We start from the raw sequence: 19,551 nt of genomic DNA on the forward strand, positions 1-19,551 counted from the left end.
AGACTTTTGACCTTTAATTAAAAACGCTTCTTATGAACATATTGCTTATTGAAGATGATAGTATAGAAATTATGAAACTGGAAAGAACCGTTTCTAAATTAGAGGTAAAGCATAAGATTACCAAGGCAAAGAATGGGGAAGAAGCATTAGAGTACCTAAAATCGGATAGCAGGTTGCCCGATATTATTTTGCTGGACCTGAATATGCCCCGAATGAGCGGGATAGAATTTCTTTCAATTCTTAAGACAGACGAAGCATTTAAATATTTGCCCACTATAATTCTTACAACTTCTGAAAACAGGGCAGATTTACTGGAATGTTACAAGGCAGGCATAGCTGGATACATTATAAAGCCTTTAAAATATGAGGATTACGAGTCAAAAATTAAAAAGGTTTTGTCTTATTGGGAGGTAAACGAACTGGTCAAAGCCTAACATAAAATAGTGATTCACAACAAAAAACTAAATTTCTGTATTACTTTTCTTACTTTTAATGTGTTATTCAAAAAAGTATGAAAGGAATCGTTTTTACGGAATTTTTAGAAATGGTAGAGGCCAAATTTGGACTTGAGACCGTTGACAATATCATTGAAAAATCAGATTTGCCTTCTCAGGGAATCTATACATCCATTGCTTCGTATGATTTTAATGAAATGGTAAGTCTTATCACCCAATTGAGTGATGAGGTAGGGCTTGAACCGGGAGACTTGATATATGCTTTTGGACTGTATCTTTTTTCGGGTCTGAGCAAATCGCATCCAGAGGTAATACAGAATTATAAAACACCCATAGGGCTTTTATATTCCATTGAAGACCATATTCATGTACATGTAAAAAAGTTGTATCCCGATGCCGAATTGCCCACGTTTAAAATATTGGAAAAGACAGACACTTCACTTTCAATGGTCTATACTTCTTCTAGGGGGTTGTACAGATTGGCACACGGTCTAATCGAGAAAACTTTTGAACACTTTAATGGTAAGGCGGAAATTACATATGAACTATTAAAGGATGATGGTACCGAGGTTAAATTTGATATAGTTCAGCATGGATAGTAAGGAAGTTGTCCTGTTAAAAAAGGCACTTGAAAGACAAAAAAAAGCACGTCTTCAAGCGGAGAAGATACTGGAGGACAAATCAAACGAACTGTATGAAGTAAACCTACACCTTAGAGAGGCCAATAGCAGGTTAGAGAACCTTTTGAACGAAAAAACTTCTGAGCTAGACGGCGTCTTTATAAATATTATAGATCCCTATGTTGTTATGGATCTTAATTTCGATGTAATAAACATGAATTCGTCTGCCAAAGAGTTTTTGCAGGTGGATCATACCAAACAGCGTGTAAACCTTTCGCGCTTTATACATACAGATTTTGCGGAGTACACCAGAGAATCGGTAAAATCACTGATGAAAGTGGGTATTTTAAAAAATTACCGAGCCAAGATCAATATAAATGAAGATAACGTAAAATGGGTGCAGATAAATGCCAGCATTGTATATGGTAAAAATAGAACACCAATAGGGGCTCAAGGTATTATAAGGGATATTACCCAAGAGATGGAAGTAAAAAAACTGCTTTCCGATCAAAAAAAGCAACTAGACCTTATTGTAGAAAATTCCCCTTTGGGTATAGTACTTTCTACCAACGGAAAAATTGTTAAGACCAATAATTCTTTTGTGAAAATGCTTGGTTATTCTGAAAGTGAACTTAAAGAACTTTCCTTGAACCAAATATCACAACCCGATAGCTCAGAAGAGGTACTTCACAAAATGGAACAGATGGAAGCGGGTAAATTGGACAAATTTACATCTATCAATAAAATTACAAGAAAGAGCGGCGACCACATTTTGGCCAAAATAATGGTGAATACCGTAGCCGATAGTAAGGGAGCTTTAGATTATCAATTGGCGATTATAGAGGATATATCAAAAGAACATGAAGCGGAACAAAAGTTGAAAGCTTCTGAAAACAGGTTGTCTACCTTGATCTCTAACTTACATACCGGCGTTTTATTGGAAGATGAAGATGGCAAGATTGCATTGACCAATCAAAGATTCTGTAATTTATTTTTAATACCTGCCACACCCGAGAAATTAAGAGGTTCTGACTACAGTGGTTTTGCCGAACAGAATAAATTTCATTTTAAGAACCCGATAGCGTTTGTAGAAAGAATAGGCCGGATATTGACGGATAAAAAAACAGTATTGTCCGAAGAATTGGAAATGGCAGATGGTAGGGTCTTGGAAAGGGATTATATACCCATTTATACAGATGGTGTATACAAAGGTCACTTATGGGCCTACAACGATGTGACCATCAGCAAAAACCATAAAAGACACCTTGAGACGCAAAAAGAAAAGTATAGCAGTATTATAGCCAATATGAACTTAGGGTTGGTAGAGGTCGATAATGATGACATTATACAAATGGTAAACCAGAGTTTTTGTGATATGAGCGGTTTTGGGGAAGATGAGCTATTGGGAAAAAAGGCCATTGATATAATTAACATTACGAACGACGAGATAATCGGGGAAAAAAATAAAAATAGATTGGACGGCAAATCCGATTCTTATGAAATAGAGGTACGCACCAAAAAGGGAGAGAAAAGACATTGGCTTATCAGTGGGGCGCCCAGATATAACGATTCTGGATCGGTAATAGGATCTATAGGGATACATTTGGATGTTACAGATCAAAAACATCTAGAACTGCAAAAAGAGAAACTACTTGGAGAGTTAGAGCTGAGTAACCAAGGCTTGCAAGAATATGCGCATATAGTTTCACACGATCTTAAATCTCCCTTACGTAGTATAAGTGCCCTTGCCACATGGCTGAACGAGGATTATAAGGATGTGCTGGATGAAGGGGGCAGACAAAACCTAGATCTTATGCAAGAAAAGGTAGCTTCTATGGATAAGCTGATACATGGTATTTTGGAATATTCTACGGCTAATAGCGCTGAACTGGACAATTGCGATGTGGATCTTAACAGTGTGGTGACCGAGATAGAGGAAGTTATTTATATACCCGATCATGTTGAGCTATCGGTACCGACGGAGTTGCCCACAATTGTTGCTGACAGGACCAAAATGCACCAACTTTTTCAAAATATCATAGGTAATGCGGTCGTACATATAGAAAAAGAAAAGGGGTTGGTGGAAGTATTGTGTAATGAGGAGGTAGACTTTTGGCATTTTACCATCAAGGACAATGGAGTAGGCATTCCCAAAAAATATCATAAAAAGATATTCGACATATTTCAATCTATTGGAGAGAATGAAAGATCTACCGGTATTGGGCTATCTATAGTCAAAAAGATCATAGACCGTTACAAAGGCCGTGTATGGGTCGATAGCGAGGAGGGTAATGGAACTGAGTTTCATTTTACGATTAAAAAGAATTTGAGCAATTAAAAAGTAACAAATGAAAGTAGTCCAAGCAATAAAAAAGGCCGATAAACCTTTTGTTTTTATTGGTAGTACAACGGAACTTAATAATCCGTTGGTTTTGGTATTTGGAAATAGATATGCTTTAGAAAGTCCGACCATCTACAAAGAGGTACAAGAATTATTCCCTACCGGACATATTGTTTTTGGAACTACTTCAGGAGAGATAATAGACGAAATGGTTCTGGAAGAAACAACCATTATTACTGCTATTGAGTTTCAAAAGAGTACATTTCTTATCAAAAGAAAAAATGTAGAGGATTATGGTCACGATGACTGTTTGCTCGGAGAAAGTTTAATGAAAGAGTTTCCGGAAGAAAACCTAAGACATCTTTTTGTAATTTCAGAAGGTAGTACCGTGAACGGCAGTGCGTTGATCAACGGATTGGAAAAAATTAAAAAGAAGCGCATAGGCCTTTCGGGTGGGTTATGTGGAGATGATGACCGTTTTGAGCGAACATTGGTTTCTTATAATGAAAACCCCAGGGAGGGAGAGATTGTGGCCATTGGGTTTTATGGAGAAAGTTTAGAGATAACTAGCGCTAATTATGGAGGGTGGACCCCTTTTGGTCCAGAAAGAACCATTACCAAGTCACATGACAATATATTATATGAACTGGACGGCAAGCCTGCCTTGGACCTATATAAAAATTATCTAGGAGAAAAGGCCTGCGAATTACCAAAATCCGCTTTACTGTACCCGTTGAGCGTAAAAACTTTAGATAGTGCGGAGCCTATAGTTCGCACTATATTAAATATAAACGATGAGGAAAATACCATGATCTTGGCCGGTGATGTTCCAGAAGGGGCAAAGGTACAATTAATGATGTCCTCTGTAGATGATATTGCCAATGGGGCGTACCAAGCGGCCCAGTTAGCCATGGAGGGCAGAACTAACGCACCTGAGTTTGCTCTTTTGGTAAGCTGTATTGGAAGAAAATTGGTAATGGATCAAAGGACCGAAGAAGAAATCGAAGAGGTAAGGTCGGTTGTAGGCGAAAATACGCTTATAAGTGGTTTTTATTCTTACGGTGAAATGGCACCTTTTGTAACCACAAGTGCATGTAAATTACACAACCAGACAATGACCTTAACCCTATTTAGCGAGTAATGCATTCATTGTTAAGAAGACAGTTAAGAAAATATATTTCGGCAGATACGCAGTCATTGCCAGAAATTGAAGCGTTTTTACAAGCGGTAGAAAAATCATACGAAAATTATGATGAGAAATTGGCTATGTTGCATAGGGCGACCTCTATAAGTTCTGAAGAGCTTTATGAAGCCAATAAACAACTAGAAAGTGAATCTGCCAGACAAAAAAACATTTTAACTTCTTTAGAAAAAGCAATTGGCAGTTTAACCGACAACCTAAAGCAAGAACAAGCTTTTGGACAAAATAAGATTGATGAGTTCAATGCCGAACATTTGGCGGAATACATAAGTAATTTGGCTTCGCAAGTAGCACAAATGAACGAGGAAAAGGATAGGTTTTTGAAGAGTTTGGAAGAACAGAACCAAGCCTTGAACAATTATGCACAAGTAGTTTCACATGATCTAAAATCTCCGATAAGAAATATAAACGCCCTTATGAGCTGGATCATGGAAGATGAAAAAGAAAAATTTTCAAATGCCAGTAAAGAAAACTGCTCGCTAGTTGCCCAGAACCTGGAAAAAATGGATAAATTAATTTCGGGCATACTTAACCATGCAACTTTGGGCAAAACCAAAGAGCAAAGAGTTAGCTTTGAACTAAAAGATGTTTTAAAAGAGACCGTACGAACGATCTATGTTCCCGACAATATTAAAATTATACTAGCGGAGAATCTTCCCAAAATGGTTTTTGAAAGAGCCCGTTTAGAGCAAATGTTCATGAATTTGCTTACCAATGCCATATCTGCCACAGAAAAAAAAGAAAGGGGATTAATAAAGATAGATTATGAACCAGATGAATTATACTGGAAATTTATAGTTTCCGATAACGGTAAGGGTATTCCAGAACATTATCAAGAAAGTATTTTTGAAATGTTCAAAAAGTTAGAAAACGAAGGTAATGGAACGGGAATAGGACTTGCCCTGGTAAAAAAAATAGTAGTCCTATATGATGGAGATATACGGTTAAAATCGGAAGAAGGCAAGGGTACAACTTTTTATATCAAATTAAAAAAAGAACTATGATAGAACAACCCAACCTAAAATACGTGGATGATCTGGCAGGTGACGATATGGCCTTTAGAGAACAGTTTATCGTTATTTTAAAAGAGGAGTTTCCTAAAGAAAAGGAAACATATATAAACCATATAGAGAACAAAAGGACAAAAGAAGCGGCGGAAATCGTTCACAAACTAAAGCATAAATTCAATATCTTGGGAATGGAAGAATCCTATAGGCTTGCCGTTACGTACGAAAAAGAGCTTCTGGAAGGGCAAACCACTGCAGATACCAAGTTTAAAAAGATATTGGATACCATTGAGGAGTATATTAAAAAAATATAAATGAACTGTATTGTTATAGACGATGAAGCAACGGCAAGGGCCATAATCACCAAATTATGCGGTACAGTGCAAGATTTGGTTGTAATAGAGGAATTTGACAATGCTATCGATGCCATTAAGTTTTTAAACCAACAAAGTGTTGATATCGTCTATTTGGACATTCATATGCCAGGTTTTACAGGCGTGGATTTTGTACAGACCTTAAAGAACCCCCCTAAAATAGTTTTGACCACCTCAGATACCGATTTTGCCATCGAAGCATATGAGTATGAGTGTATTGTAGATTATTTGGTAAAACCGGTAACACCAGAACGTTTCGAAAAAAGCTTTCTAAAGATTAAAAATGCCATCTTGCAAAAACCAAAAGATAACGGTAATGAGAGTCAAGAAGCCGATTTGAAAGGAGACCTTTATATAAATATAGACCGGCGGTTGATAAAATTAAAGTTCAATGAAATTTTGGTTATAGAGGCCAAGGGAGATTATATAGGTGTAAAAACAGAGAAAGAGGAATATCGTGTACATACCACCCTAAAAAAGATAAAGGAAAAATTGCCCGAGAAGTTGTTTCTACAAATACACAGATCATATATTATTAACTTCACCAAAATAATAGATATAGAAGATAACAGTGTATTGATAGAAAAAAACGTGATTCCTATTAGTAGATCCAATAGGCCAGAGCTTATGAGAAGGTTAAACCTTTTGTGATAATAAGACCAATAATAAAAGAGATCGTTCGAAAGGATGTTTAGAATAGAAGGGTAACGTTGGTTCGAAAAGTCAATAAAACAGAAGGCATGCCTTTACTCCCCATTATATGCCCTGGTAAATATGCCAGCTAGTTTTTTTCTATCTATGGGTTTTATCAAGTAGTCCGTTAATTCCTCATACTCTGCCGCTTTTTTTATATCACTTTCCCTTACTGAAGAGCTGACAATATAAATATTTATCTGCTGCCGTATCTTTGATTTTAGTTTTCTGAACTCTGCCAAAAAACCCCAACCATCCAAAAAAGGCATATTAATGTCTAAAAATATAACTTTGGGCAGGTCTTTTTTTTCTTTGGTGCATATACTTACGAATTCTACGGCTTGTTCCCCATCGGTAAAAGAATTGATTTCAATATTATGTGTCATTTCCTTTATGGTTCTTTCCATTAGATAAAGGTATAGCTCGTCATCGTCAACCAATAATATGTTAGTTTTTTTGTCCATGGTTAAAAAATTATCTTAAAAGTTGTGCCTACGTTCTCTTTGCTATTTATGGTAATTTTCGCATCTAGTGCCTCTAATTGTGATTTAACAAGAAACAATCCCATTCCCTTGCCCGAAATGTTTCTATGAAACCGTTTGTATAACTTAAAAAGATTGTCTCCGTGTTTTTTGAGGTCAAGGCCAATACCATTGTCCGAAACTGATAAAACTTTTTTATTGTCTTCATAACCTGTTTCGAACAGAATGTAAGAGTAAACATTTTTTTGCCTGTATTTAATGGCATTTGACATTAGGTTATGAAGAACACTTCTAAGGTAAAACTTAGAGAATAGAACCTGTTGCCAAGCATCCGATTTTATAATTACCTCAAAACTGTCGTTGTCCAATAGCGTCTCGGTAAAGTCTTTCTTAACCTCTTCTATTAGGTCGATAATGTTTACATCGCTAATCTTAATTTCTCTATTGTCCAAAATGGTGACATACTCGCTTATATCCTCTGTAAGGTTCATAATACTTTTGGTAACCTGCCCCAATTTAGGTAAAAGCATGGTCAAGTTTTTGGGTTCTTTTTCTTTATTGATCATCTCCATTACAGCAGCCATGCTAGTTACAGGAGCCCTAAGATTATGCGAAACTAAATAATTGAACTCGCTTAGTTGTTCGTTCCTAATTTCCAAACGGTGGTTCATATTGGTTATAAATAGGTTGTTTTCCAGTAATTGGTCTCTGTTTTTTGTCAATAGTTTATTCTTTTCTTCCAGTTCTTTGTAAAACAATTCTTTTTGTAGTCTATTTTTCTGTAGTGCATAGGCCAGGGAGGCCAATAGCACTATTGCAAAAAAATTAAACAGTCCCAACCCTTCGTATATAGGTAGTAAACTGGCTCTTAACATTGAAGGTGAAACCTCTTGTGCCAATATCCAGTTCGTAGGCGTGACTACTTCTAGGGAATCATCGGAAAGGGTACTGGAACTTGAATCTGTTTTTCGAAGATTTATATGTTGTATGGTCCAGATATGGTTATTTTTAAAATAGGTGGTATCGAGTTGTATTCCATTATCGGTGGAGGTATATATGTCTTTTAACGAGGTGTTTTTTGTGGCAAACTCGTATGGTAGGTCTTCTTGGTATTTAGAAGAGGTAATAATGTTCTGGTTATTGTCAATTAGAAAAATATTGTTGTCGGAAGCCCTTAATTTAAGGTAGTCAAGAATTCTTTTCATCTTAAAATTAATGACCACGATGCCCATTTTTTTTCCGGTCCGATCATATATGGGACTTACGGCCCTGATTACAGGTTTATGAGGTTTTTCTATTTTTCCATTTTCGCGGTTCAGACTTATTTGCGAAAGATATATTTGACCAGGTTTCAAGGCGAGCCCGTTCTTAACATAATTATGTTCAATTTTATTTTGAAGGGGTCTTAGTTCTACAGAGTTTACTCTCGTTCGCTCCGCACGAAAAAATTCATTTCCCTCAAGATCCAGAAAACGAAATTGGTCATAGTCCGTAATACCCCTAATAATCTCTAAATAGGGGCTCATAAAAGAACTATGTTCGTTTAAGGGGGCAAAATTTATAGGATAATTTAGCGTTGACCAATATTGGGTGTTGTTGACGAAAGAGTAAAACTGGTCTTCTAAATATTTTCTTTTGATGGAGGTATCTTTCTTTTGATACTCGGAGAGTAACCTGGTTTTTTCTTCTTTTTGCGATAGCAAAAGGTATAGGGATAGTATAAATACTGGAATATAAAGAAATGCAAAAATCTTAAAAACTCTTTTCCTCATAAAAAGATCGGTTAGAGAGTTTTATCACTATATTGTTTTAGTCTCGGGGGAAAGAAGTTATAAGTGAATACTCATAATAAAGTTAATGAATATTCTTACATAATAAATTCTCACTCAATTTTTTTTAAGATTTTCTTAAGATTTTCTGTTGTTTACTTAAAAAGCTGGTCAGAAAAGATAGGCTTGTTTAAAAAAAGCCATTTAATCTTAAAACCAATTTCAGTAAATTCGAATCCAGCAGCTGTAGCAGAGGCAATATTGCTATACTTACCATAAATACGAGCGTTGAGGCGTTTTGTTATTTGGTGTTGTATAGCTGCTTCGGCCCTAAAAATACTAGTGTTGGCGTCTTGTTCTACTTGTTGAAATCCGGTGGCGGCACTTGCGATGTAGGTAGTCTTTTGAGAAATTTGGCCTCTAACATCTGCAAATAACTCAAAGGCTTGGTATTTTTCTGGACTAAAATAGATGGTAGGTAATTGTTCTTTAAATGTGATGTATTGGTAGTTAACTCCTATTTTTAAGGCCGGTTTTCTAAATAATGTATAGTATAGCGAGGTAAATAATAAGTTACGGTTATTATTGTCACTCTGCTGTGTATGAATTAGTTGTGTATACCAGCCAAGGTTTATATTGGTTCCTAGGTTGTAGTTAATGCCGTAGTGGTTCTGAACAATTTCACGTTCAATAAGATCTGCGTTAAAATTCTGAACTTCTCGTTGGTATCCTAAGGTGAGGTTTTGCAATTTGAAGGGCTGAAGCATTAACCGGGTATCTATTACCGGTTGCGTATAGGCGTCATCCATAAATCTAGAATTATTAAAACCTATTACCGTTTTTAAGGTTGTTTTTGGAAGTATTTTATAGATCAACCCTGCTAAAACAACATGCGAATTTGCCTTGTGCTCCGTAACGGTATTTTTTGTGGTACGGTACAAATAAGAAATGGTAGTCCTAAATTTTGACGAAAAAGGCAATTCGGCGGTGGTATTCGTATAAAAAGCAACGTTATTGCCATTGTCAAACGTATAGGCCGCATGTTCTTCTATACTTGGCGTATGCATCAAGTTCAGTTTTTCGATAAAACCTATAGCATCTTTTTGGTTTTTATAAAAAGAAAGGGTCTTATTGGCCATCTCATAAGCAGGCATTATATGGTCGGCAGCAAATAGGGCATTTGCCTTACCCAAGTTTCCATCAAAAGAGGTGCTATCGTTGGCCAATATTTTATTGTAACTATAGATACTATTTTTTGGCGCTCCGGTGTACAGGCCCAATGTGGCTTTTAGTGCCAACACCCAATTGGTGTTCGGGTATACCTTTTCAAGGCTGTCTATTTGCTTTTTGGCCGTTATAAATTTACGGTTCCATATCAATGCCTGTACATAACGGTCATAGGTACGTTGGGTAAGTATAGTATCGTTAAAAAACTGTACCATAGATTTGGCCCGTAGAGAGGTTGTAAGGGCTTCTTTGTCTTTTTCGTTTATATGTGCCGCCAAAGAGATACCGTTTAATGCGGTAACGGAATCTTTTGGGCTAGTGGCGTACCTCTGGTACATTTTACTGGCACGCTCGGTTTTTTTGGTAATAAGATATAGGTTGGCCAAATTCAAAAGGGCATCCTTGTCTTCTGGAAAATCAATAAAAATCGTGTTTAATATGGTCTCTCCCTTCTCATATTTTTGGTTGTTAACAAATTCATTGGCGTAGCCCAATCTCATATACTTACGAGAAATTTTTGCACTTTCGTTCTCCGGTTTTAGGGCAAGCGCTTTTTCTATCCAGTTTAGTGCTGATTCGTATTCCTTTAGGTTACTCAAGGTATTTGCATACCCTAACAAGGCTCCAAATTTATCAGGATTTTCCTTCACCAATTTTTCATATAAAGGCTTCGCCCTTTCATACTCTTTTGCCCATAAAAACGATTCATTGTAATTGATCTGTATTTCAAAATCTTTTGGATATTCTTCTAAAAGCGCTCTGAACAAGGTGGTCGCTTGCTCGGGTTCTCCACTTAAACCGACCGCTCTGGCGTAACATAAACGGGCCGTCTTGTTCTTGGGATCACTTTTTAAATAAGTTTCAAAAAATGCTTCCGCTTCTTGAAAGTTACCCTTTTCCAACATTTCAAAACCTTGTGACATATCGGACTGTGCCCTCAATAAGGTAGTGAAAGCTAAAAAAAGAAAAAGAAATTTCCGCATTATTTAAAAGTAAGATTAATACTACATACGTCTAACGTTCATAATGTTGTTTTATTAGAACTATTGGACTTTATAAAGGTAAAGTAGCCTATATATTCTCGGAAGTACGATAAATGCCATTCGTCTACAGCAACTTGTATTCTACCCATGGTGGTAGAATAAAAACATCTTTCAACGAGATATTTGTCATGTAAAATGTAAAGGATCAACACTATATTTTTCTTGATATGACTGCAATTAGATTAGCTTTTGATAAAATTTCCCCTGAACGTTTGTTCATGGCCAGTGTACTTTTAGTGAATGGGGGAAACTATTTATATAATTTATTTTTGGGCAGAATACTTGGTCCGGAAGCGTTCTCCGAAGCGGCATTGTTAATAACCCTGTTATTGGTATTATCGTTTTTAGGAATGACATTTCAGCTGGCTACGGCAAAGTTCTCGGTGTTGTTTTCAAATACTGACTGGTTGGCCTTTCAACAATTAATATATAGGTACGCGCTTACCTTTGGTATAGTGATAGGGGCGTTACTTTTTATATTTTCAGGAAACCTGCAAGAGGTATTTAATACAGAATCCGATGGCCTGTTCAAAACTTTTGCAATGGGGGTGCCGCTCTATTTTTTTATGTCGGTGAATAGGGGTAAGTACCAAGGAGTACAAGATTTTAAGAATCTTTCGGTAACCTACCAAGCAGAAATGTGGAGCAGATTGGTCATTACCCTTTTGTTGCTCTTGTCAGTGCCCCTACAACCTGCTTTTTTGGTATCTATAGGTATTGCGATCTCTTTTGTGTTCGGTTTGGTACCTACTAATTTTAAGTTGTCAACCCTAACAAAAAAGATAACCCTTCCCAAGGCCCATAAAAAAAAGGTATGGAATTTCTTGATTCTTACCGCTTGTTATGAACTTACGCAGATCGTAATAAATAACAGTGATATTCTTTTGGTAAAACATTATTTCGACGCTTCCGAGGCCGGTCTATATTCATCCTTGGCATTGATCGGTAGAGTAGTCTATTTTGTAGCCTGGATGTTTGTAATGTTACTATTGCCTACCGTAGTACAAAAACAAAAAGACGGTGAAGCCACTGCACCGATACTTATTAAATATGTTAGTTATATAGGAGTGCTGTCGTTATCAATAGTATTGTGCTGTGCAATTTTTCCAAAATTTATAGTAGAACTAATGTTCGGCGAAGCATATCTTTCAATGGCTCCGCTATTATGGCAGTATGCCTTGGCAACCTCTTTATTTGCGGTCTCTAATATATTCGCCTATTACTTTTTGTCCTTGGATAAATACATTCCCGTTATAATATCAGGTTTATTAGGATGTACACAGGTAATATTGATCATGTTTTTTCATAACAGTCTCTTTATCGTAGTACAAGTTCAGATTATTGCCATGGTGGCCTTATTGGTGGTTCAGTTACTGTACTTTATGCACCATCAAATTATGCATTAGACAGTAACGATTTTCATAGTGGATATGTTTGGTAGCAACCATTCACATATAGGCTTGGGTGTTTCCATATCGTGTATTTATATAGAACAAAAGTGTGCAGCCTTTGTCTAACCAAACCTTCCGCTCATCTACGGTAAATTGCCACCTGTCTTTCAAATCTATTGAATTTGTGGGTATTAAGAGATATTTGTCTTGGAGAGTTAATAAAAATCAAACTATAAAATAAAACAAATGAGACTAGCAATTGTAACAGCATACCCACCAAGTAAAGTAACTTTAACCGAGTATGGTTATCATTTGGTAAAACATTTTAGGCTACAAAAGGAAGTAACCGAGATTATTTTGATTACCGATAGAACAGAAGGGGGTAAAGATGTTGATTTTGAGGGGGATGGATGTAGAATTACGGTGAAAGAATGTTGGGATTTTAACAATTATACCAACCTTATAAAAATCAATAAGGTAATTTCGGACACCAAACCCGATGCCGTATTCTTTAATCTTCAATTCTTAAAATTCGGGGATAAGAAAATACCTGCGGCACTGGGCCTATTGTTGCCGTTTATTTGCAAGCTCAAAGGAATACCTACGATTTCTTTGTTACATAATATTCTAGAGCAGGTAGACTTGGAAAATGCAGGATTTACCTCTAATAAAATATTGCAAAAGACATATAATTTTATAGGAAGTACATTGACCAAATTTGTTCTGGCATCCGATGTAGTGGCAGTTACGATCAGTAAGTATAAGGGTATTCTTGAAGAAAAATACAAATCAAAAAACGTTGCCTTGGTACCTCATGGAGCTTTTGAAACTCCGCCAGAGCCCAATTATGAACTAAAAAAAGGTCCGAAACAGGTGATGGCATTTGGTAAGTTCGGCACTTATAAAAAGGTGGAAATTATGATCGAGGCGGTTGAGCTGATAAGACAGCGCACCCATGAGGATATCGAAATTGTTATCGCTGGTACGGATAGCCCAAACACTCCAGGTTATTTAGAGGCCATAAAAAACAAGTATGCCCATGTGGATCAATTACGTTTTACCGGATATGTTGCCGAGGAGGATGTTCCCGTAATTTTCGGGGAAAGTACGGTAGTAGTGTTCCCTTATACCTCTACAACTGGTAGTTCTGGAGTATTGCATCAGGCCGGTAGTTACGGTAAGGCCGTTGCATTGCCAGATATGGGCGACCTGGGTATTTTGGTCAAGGAAGAAGGCTACAGGGGAGAATTTTTTGAGCCGGAAAATACAGCATCTTTGGCAGACGCCATTGAAAATATATTAATGAACGATGCTTATAGGGTGCAGCTGGGCAGAACCAATTATAAGGCCGCATGTTCATTGCCCATGTCAGATATTACCCAAATGTATGTGGATTATTTTAGGGCGCTACAAATGACAAAATCAACAGAATTTAACTTAGATATTACAGAGAAAGAAAAAGAAATGGTCTAAAAAGTATTAATTGGTGGTTTTATTAGAAAAAGGGGGTAGTATGTTTTATTATTCCCTTTTCTAATTGTAAATCAAATAGTTGCGAATATGATAATTTATGTATGATTCTATCGAATAAGCCCTTATTCTTACAATATATTTAGATTACTGCGTTATATGTAGGTTAATTCTTACTTAAATTTAAAGCATGAAAATTCTAGCCATTGATGACCAACAGTTGATACTCTTGTCTGTTGAGAAACGACTCAAAGAATTAGGGTATACCGTGATGACCGCCAACTCAGGTCAGAAGGGTATGGAATTATTTGATTCTTTTGATCCCGATCTTGTTCTTGTAGATATAAATATGACCGATATGTCCGGCTTAGAGGTCGTAAAATATATAAAGTCCAAGGGTGAAAATAAGGCCCAGGTAATGGTCATGTCCGGCAACACAGAAGAAAATATAATTATCGATGGCTTTACCTTGGGTATCGATGATTATATGAAGAAGCCCGTTAGTTTAGATGAAATGGCGGCCCGTATAAAAAGACTTATTGGGGTACCAAAGGTAAATAATAATGTAAAAGTTACGGCAGGGGCCAGAATGCTTCAAAAGAATTGTGTAGGTGTTGTTATCCCTTGTTACAATGAAGAAGAGCGGTTGTTAAGTATTGAGTTTAAGGATTTTGCCCATAAAAACCTCGGATATCACCTATGTTTTGTAAATGATGGTAGTACCGATAATACCCTCGAGGTATTAAAGAAATTGCAAGACGGAAGCGAAAGTAATATCAGTATTTACGACTGTGCCAAAAATGGCGGAAAGGCAGAGGCCGTTCGCCAAGGAATGCTATTCTTGGAAAAAGACGAACAATTAGATTATATAGGTTTCTTGGATGCCGATCTATCTACCGATTTTAGGGATTTTGATGATTTGGTAGAAACATTGGACCAATCAAGTTTTAAAATTGTCAGTGGTTCTAGAATGAGTAGGATGGGAGCTAATATTACAAAAGAATCGGCACGTAAGATTATAAGCATGACCATTAATCTTATTATTAGAACCATTTTAAGAATGCCTTTTAACGATACACAGTGCGGAGCCAAAGTAATGGACCGTTCCGTGGTTCCCATACTCTTTGGTAAACCATTTATCACCAAATGGTTGTTCGATGTGGAAATGTTCATAAGAATGCGAAAACATTATGGTAAAACCGAAGCAAAGAAACTTATATGTGAGCAACCATTGAAAAGATGGATACATGCGGATGGGTCTAAACTATCCATGAAAGATTCTGTAAAAATTGTGGGGCAGTTGGCTAAGATTGCCTTTGTGTACAGATAATACTTCAATATAGCCATAACCCAGCCCATTTTATGTCCGTAATCAAGATAGCCTTAAGTAGAGTCTCTCCTAAACAAGTGTTTATGGGCAGTGCTTTATTGGTAAATGGAGGCAATTACCTTTATAATCTTCTCTTAGGTAGACTTTTAGGGCCTGAAGCCTTTGCGGATGCCGCGTTATTGGTCACCTTACTTTTGGTGTTGTCCTTCGTAGGAATGACTTTTCAATTGGCGACTACCAAATTTGCGGTTTTGTTTTCTAATGAAAAATGGACTGCGTTTAAAAATACCCTATATCGTTATGCATTGGTTTTTGGAGTAGTTACAGGTTTTACCGTTTTCATTTTCTCAAAAAAACTTCAGATACTGTTCAATACACAAAATCACTATATGTTTATGGTTTTTGCCATTGCCATGCCCTTGTATTTTGTAATGAGCGTAAATAGGGGCAGGTTTCAGGGTAGACATGAATTTGGCAAATTGGCGGCTACCTATCAAACAGAAATGTGGGGCAGGTTACTTGTAACTTTTGGGCTGTTGCTGTTACTACCTGTAGAAACAGGAATTTTAATTGCTATCGGTATCGCCGTATCGTTTGTTTTTGGCCTTTTTCCTTCTAATTTTAAAGGTGTTCAGGTTTTTTCAAAGCACAAATTATCTTCTGTAGATTTAAGACAAGTTTGGATTTTTATTGGGCTTACCGCAGGTTATGAACTTACACAGATAATCATTAATAATAGTGATATTCTTTTGGTAAAGCACTATTTTGATGATAAGGATGCGGGACTATATGCATCGTTGGCCTTGATTGGTAGGGTGGTTTATTTTGTAGCCTGGATGTTTGTGATGTTGTTGATGCCAACCGTAATTCAAAAACAAAAGGACGGAGAGGCCACGGCACCGGTTCTATTTAAATATGTACTCTTTATTGGGACTTTGTCCACATTAATTGTTTTTGCATGCTATTTAATGCCCAATTTGATCATAACCTTAATGTTTGGCGATGCCTATTTATCAATAGCACATTTATTGTGGAAATATGCCTTGGCAACCTCGCTGTTCGCGGTCTCCAATATTTTTGCATACTATTTTCTTTCCTTAAACCGGTATGCCCCAGTAATACTATCAGGTATCCTTGGGCTTTTACAAGTGGTATTGATAATGGTTTTTCATGATAGCCTGGTGCATGTAGTGCATGTACAGATTATTGCCATGGTTGTTCTACTGGTAGCCCAACTACTATTTTTTATAATCAAAAACGAATCAAATAAAAACAATACAAAGAAATCAGAATTGCTTGGAGAGAATATTCTCTAGCTTTTTAATAATAGAATTAAAAAATAATCGACATGAGACTAGCAATCGTAACGGCATACCCTCCAAGTAAAGTAACCCTGACCGAATATGGTTATTATTTGGTAAAGCATTTTAGGCTACAAAAAGAGGTAACCGAGTTAATTTTGATCACCGATCGTACAGACGGCCCCAAAGATTTGAACTTTTCAGGGGGTGGATGTAAGATTACGGTAAAGGAATGTTGGAGCTTTAATAGCTATCGTAATATTATAGGTATTAGTAAAACAATATCGGAAACCAAGCCAGATGCTGTTTTGTTCAACCTTCAGTTTTTAAAATTTGGTGATAAAAAAGTACCGGCCGCTTTGGGTTTAATGCTTCCGTATATCTGTAAGTTAAAAGGAATTCCGACCATTTCTCTCTTGCATAATATTTTGGAAAAAGTAGATTTGGAAAATGCGGGTTTCACAAAAAACAGACTGTTACAAAGTGCATATAATCTGATTGGGACCACGCTCACCCGTTTTGTTCTTGCATCGGATGTACTTGCGGTGACCATTAGTAAATACGTTACTATTTTAGAAAATAAGTACAAGGTCAGAAACGTGGCATTGGTTCCTCATGGTGCTTTTGAAACCCCACCGGAACCCAGTTATCATCTTCCGGCAGGGCCTAAACAGGTAATGGCCTTTGGTAAGTTTGGTACCTATAAAAAAGTGGAGATAATGATCGAGGCCGTAGAATTGATACGACAACGTACCAACGAGGATATAGAAATTGTAATCGCCGGTACCGATAGCCCCAATACGCCAGGTTATTTAGATGAGATGAAAGAAAAATATAGCCATGTGCCACAAATTAGATTTACGGGGTATGTTGCCGAAGAAGATGTGCCAATGCTTTTTGGCGAAAGTGCGGTTACCGTTTTTCCATATACCTCAACAACAGGTAGTTCGGGGGTTTTACATCAAGCCGGGAGTTACGGTAACGCAATAGTGTTGCCAGACCTGGGAGATTTAAGCACCTTGGTACAGGAAGAGGGGTATAGGGGCGAGTTTTTTGATGCCTATGATACTTCTTCTTTGGCACAGGCCATTGAGAATATCTTAATAAACGAGGAATATAGAATACAGCTTGGTAAAGAGAATTATAGAGCGGCATGTTCACTGCCCATGTCTGCGATTACCCAAATGTATATCGATTATTTTAAGGCCATTCGGAAATCTAAAAAACTTGGTTTTGATATGGATATTTCAGCTATTGAAAAGAAATTGGTTCATTAAAAAAATAGGTTTGGTTGTTAAAAGGGCTGGTTGGTTTACCGGCCTTTTTTATTTTATAATGTGATGATATGCAGGTTTTAATTCACCATGGCTATCTATAATCCCAAAATGTTTTTGTTGGCTTTTTCGCCATGGCAATCTGCCTACAACAGCATTTGGCACTTCTTCAAAATCATACAATGTCCATAACAGGAAAGGCAGATTCTCTTCTTCTATGACAGTCTGCATTTCTTTATAGTAATCGGCTTGGTCTTGGGCAGACCCTAAATAACCGTTCCAGAGGCCACTATACGAAGAATAACCATATTCTTGCAGTACCATTGGTTTAGTGCCAACTGTATTTTTTAAGGTGGTATAGGCTTCCTTAAAATCATCAGGTTTACGGTAATAATGAAAAGAAACGATGTCAACTTCTTTTAAAAGTTCAATGGCGGCTTCGGGAGAAGACCACCCGATGGTTATTGGATTTTTGGTATCCCATTTTCTAATTTCAAATATCATTTGATGCAACCATGACAAAACATTTTCTTTACCACGAGATTCAAAGTCCAGATCGGGTTCGTTTTTAATGTCCCAAGCCAATAGGGCCTCGTGGTCTTTTAAAGCGTTTACGATTTTTTCGGCATGCCTGTGGGTCAGCGTCCAATCGCTCAAGGAATAATCTCCGTAGAAATCGAACAATGTAACGGTAACCTTTAAACCGTTCTTAGCGGCCAAATCCATCGTTTGTTTCAATTGTCCCAATTTTTCTTCGTCTATCACCGCTTTTTCAAAAGTCTCGTAAGGCACAAAAATGCGTATGGTGTTTAAGCCTATGGAATTGATTTTTTTAAAGTCATTATCTATAATGGTATCATTGAACCGTTTTCCGAACATATTCCAAGGATTGTCTTTCGGGTAATAGTTTAGACCTTTACTATTTGCGATATCTGTCTTAAATGCTTGAAGGGGCAATGATTCAACCTTGTTTTCATGATCTTCATTTTCGATTTCTACCATATGGCGAATACGCCAAAAACCATCCTCTAAAAGCAGCATCACTTTAAAGGTACTTTCCGATGCTTTTTTTAAGACAGCTATATCGTCTACAAATACTTCTTTATGTATTTGGATATTCTTATCCGTCAAAACGGCCAACTTACCATCTGCACTATAAAATTCTAACGTAGGATGATGTTCTACCGTTGTTGTTTTTATGTATGTATTGTTTTCTTTATTAAAATCTAGAATATCAAAAATCTTTACACGGGCGCTATCGGTATAATAATCTTGTACCCCATAGTGGTTGTTGGTTTCCAGGGCATTGTTTCGTACATACCAGGCTTTTATATAATCGCGTTCTAACTCTTGCAAGGTTTGTTGTTCCATAGATCTGCCTTCATTTTTTAAGGGAGACCAAATTACTTTTGGTATGTAATTGGCGGTAAGCTGAGCGGGTAAATGTAACATGGTTGCACGGTCTGCACCTGTATTTAAATAGGACCATAGAGCACTTAGGCCATACAAGATAAGGCCGTTCAACACCAGAAATGTCAAAAGCAAGAATGCGCGATATAGATTCCGGTTCATT

Annotated in this window: 16 protein-coding genes; 12 read left to right on the forward strand and 4 right to left on the reverse strand. The window is 36.9% G+C overall.

Features of this window, described 5'->3' with window-relative positions; translation table 11 throughout:
- Window positions 1–32 precede the first annotated feature (32 nt).
- From AB657_RS01815 to AB657_RS01845, 7 genes are all read left to right on the forward strand, one after another.
- On the forward strand, window positions 33–434 hold the full coding sequence (locus AB657_RS01815) for a response regulator (RefSeq protein WP_047244935.1): 402 nt from the start codon (window positions 33–35) through the stop codon (window positions 432–434).
- A 77-nt stretch (window positions 435–511) separates the two neighbouring features.
- Window positions 512–1,054 (forward strand): heme NO-binding domain-containing protein, encoded by a 543-nt coding sequence (locus AB657_RS01820; RefSeq protein WP_047244936.1) that lies wholly within the window; start codon window positions 512–514, stop codon window positions 1,052–1,054.
- Window positions 1,047–3,413, forward strand: a complete 2,367-nt coding sequence (locus tag AB657_RS01825; RefSeq protein ID WP_047244937.1) for a PAS domain S-box protein — start codon at window positions 1,047–1,049, stop codon at window positions 3,411–3,413. Before AB657_RS01820 ends, AB657_RS01825 begins: the two co-directional genes overlap by 8 nt.
- A gap of 10 nt (window positions 3,414–3,423) precedes the next feature.
- Window positions 3,424–4,557 (forward strand): FIST signal transduction protein, encoded by a 1,134-nt coding sequence (locus tag AB657_RS01830; RefSeq protein ID WP_047244938.1) that lies wholly within the window; start codon window positions 3,424–3,426, stop codon window positions 4,555–4,557.
- Complete coding sequence (locus AB657_RS01835; RefSeq protein ID WP_047244939.1) at window positions 4,557–5,621, forward strand: sensor histidine kinase; 1,065 nt, start codon at window positions 4,557–4,559, stop codon at window positions 5,619–5,621. The genes AB657_RS01830 and AB657_RS01835 overlap by 1 nt, the downstream gene beginning before the upstream one ends.
- The gene (locus AB657_RS01840) at window positions 5,618–5,938 is read left to right on the forward strand and encodes a hypothetical protein (protein WP_047244940.1); all 321 of its coding nucleotides are present in this window, start codon (window positions 5,618–5,620) and stop codon (window positions 5,936–5,938) included. Before AB657_RS01835 ends, AB657_RS01840 begins: the two co-directional genes overlap by 4 nt.
- Window positions 5,939–6,649: a LytR/AlgR family response regulator transcription factor gene (locus tag AB657_RS01845; protein ID WP_047244941.1), complete on the forward strand. Its 711-nt coding sequence runs from the start codon at window positions 5,939–5,941 to the stop codon at window positions 6,647–6,649.
- A gap of 95 nt (window positions 6,650–6,744) precedes the next feature.
- On the opposite strand, the gene AB657_RS01850 is transcribed toward AB657_RS01845, so the two are convergent.
- The 3 genes from AB657_RS01850 to AB657_RS01860 form a co-directional block, all read right to left on the reverse strand.
- Window positions 6,745–7,155, reverse strand: coding sequence for a response regulator (locus AB657_RS01850; RefSeq protein ID WP_047244942.1), 411 nt, complete (start codon window positions 7,153–7,155; stop codon window positions 6,745–6,747).
- Window positions 7,156–7,157: 2 nt separating this feature from the next.
- Window positions 7,158–8,945, reverse strand: a complete 1,788-nt coding sequence (locus AB657_RS01855) for a sensor histidine kinase (RefSeq protein WP_047244943.1) — start codon at window positions 8,943–8,945, stop codon at window positions 7,158–7,160.
- Between the two features lie 152 nt (window positions 8,946–9,097).
- Window positions 9,098–11,152 (reverse strand): tetratricopeptide repeat protein, encoded by a 2,055-nt coding sequence (locus AB657_RS01860; protein ID WP_047244944.1) that lies wholly within the window; start codon window positions 11,150–11,152, stop codon window positions 9,098–9,100.
- 227 nt (window positions 11,153–11,379) lie between these two features.
- On the opposite strand from AB657_RS01860, the gene AB657_RS01865 reads away from it, so the two are divergent.
- The 5 genes from AB657_RS01865 to AB657_RS01885 all read left to right on the forward strand — a co-directional run bounded on the left by AB657_RS01865 (window position 11,380) and on the right by AB657_RS01885 (window position 17,981).
- A complete protein-coding gene (locus AB657_RS01865) occupies window positions 11,380–12,618 on the forward strand; it encodes an oligosaccharide flippase family protein (RefSeq protein WP_047244945.1) in 1,239 nt (412 codons plus the stop codon).
- 231 nt (window positions 12,619–12,849) lie between these two features.
- Complete coding sequence (locus AB657_RS01870) at window positions 12,850–14,076, forward strand: glycosyltransferase (RefSeq protein ID WP_047244946.1); 1,227 nt, start codon at window positions 12,850–12,852, stop codon at window positions 14,074–14,076.
- Window positions 14,077–14,263: 187 nt separating this feature from the next.
- Window positions 14,264–15,403: a response regulator gene (locus AB657_RS01875; RefSeq protein WP_047244947.1), complete on the forward strand. Its 1,140-nt coding sequence runs from the start codon at window positions 14,264–14,266 to the stop codon at window positions 15,401–15,403.
- Between the two features lie 32 nt (window positions 15,404–15,435).
- Window positions 15,436–16,719 (forward strand): oligosaccharide flippase family protein, encoded by a 1,284-nt coding sequence (locus AB657_RS01880; protein WP_047244948.1) that lies wholly within the window; start codon window positions 15,436–15,438, stop codon window positions 16,717–16,719.
- A 32-nt stretch (window positions 16,720–16,751) separates the two neighbouring features.
- On the forward strand, window positions 16,752–17,981 hold the full coding sequence (locus AB657_RS01885; protein WP_047244949.1) for a glycosyltransferase: 1,230 nt from the start codon (window positions 16,752–16,754) through the stop codon (window positions 17,979–17,981).
- Window positions 17,982–18,029: 48 nt separating this feature from the next.
- On the opposite strand, the gene AB657_RS01890 is transcribed toward AB657_RS01885, so the two are convergent.
- The gene (locus tag AB657_RS01890) at window positions 18,030–19,550 is read right to left on the reverse strand and encodes a glycoside hydrolase family 2 TIM barrel-domain containing protein (protein WP_316933202.1); all 1,521 of its coding nucleotides are present in this window, start codon (window positions 19,548–19,550) and stop codon (window positions 18,030–18,032) included.
- Between the last annotated feature and the right edge of the window lies 1 nt (window position 19,551).

Origin of the sequence: Maribacter thermophilus (assembly GCF_001020565.1) — a bacterium.
Lineage (GTDB): Bacteria > Bacteroidota > Bacteroidia > Flavobacteriales > Flavobacteriaceae > Maribacter > Maribacter thermophilus.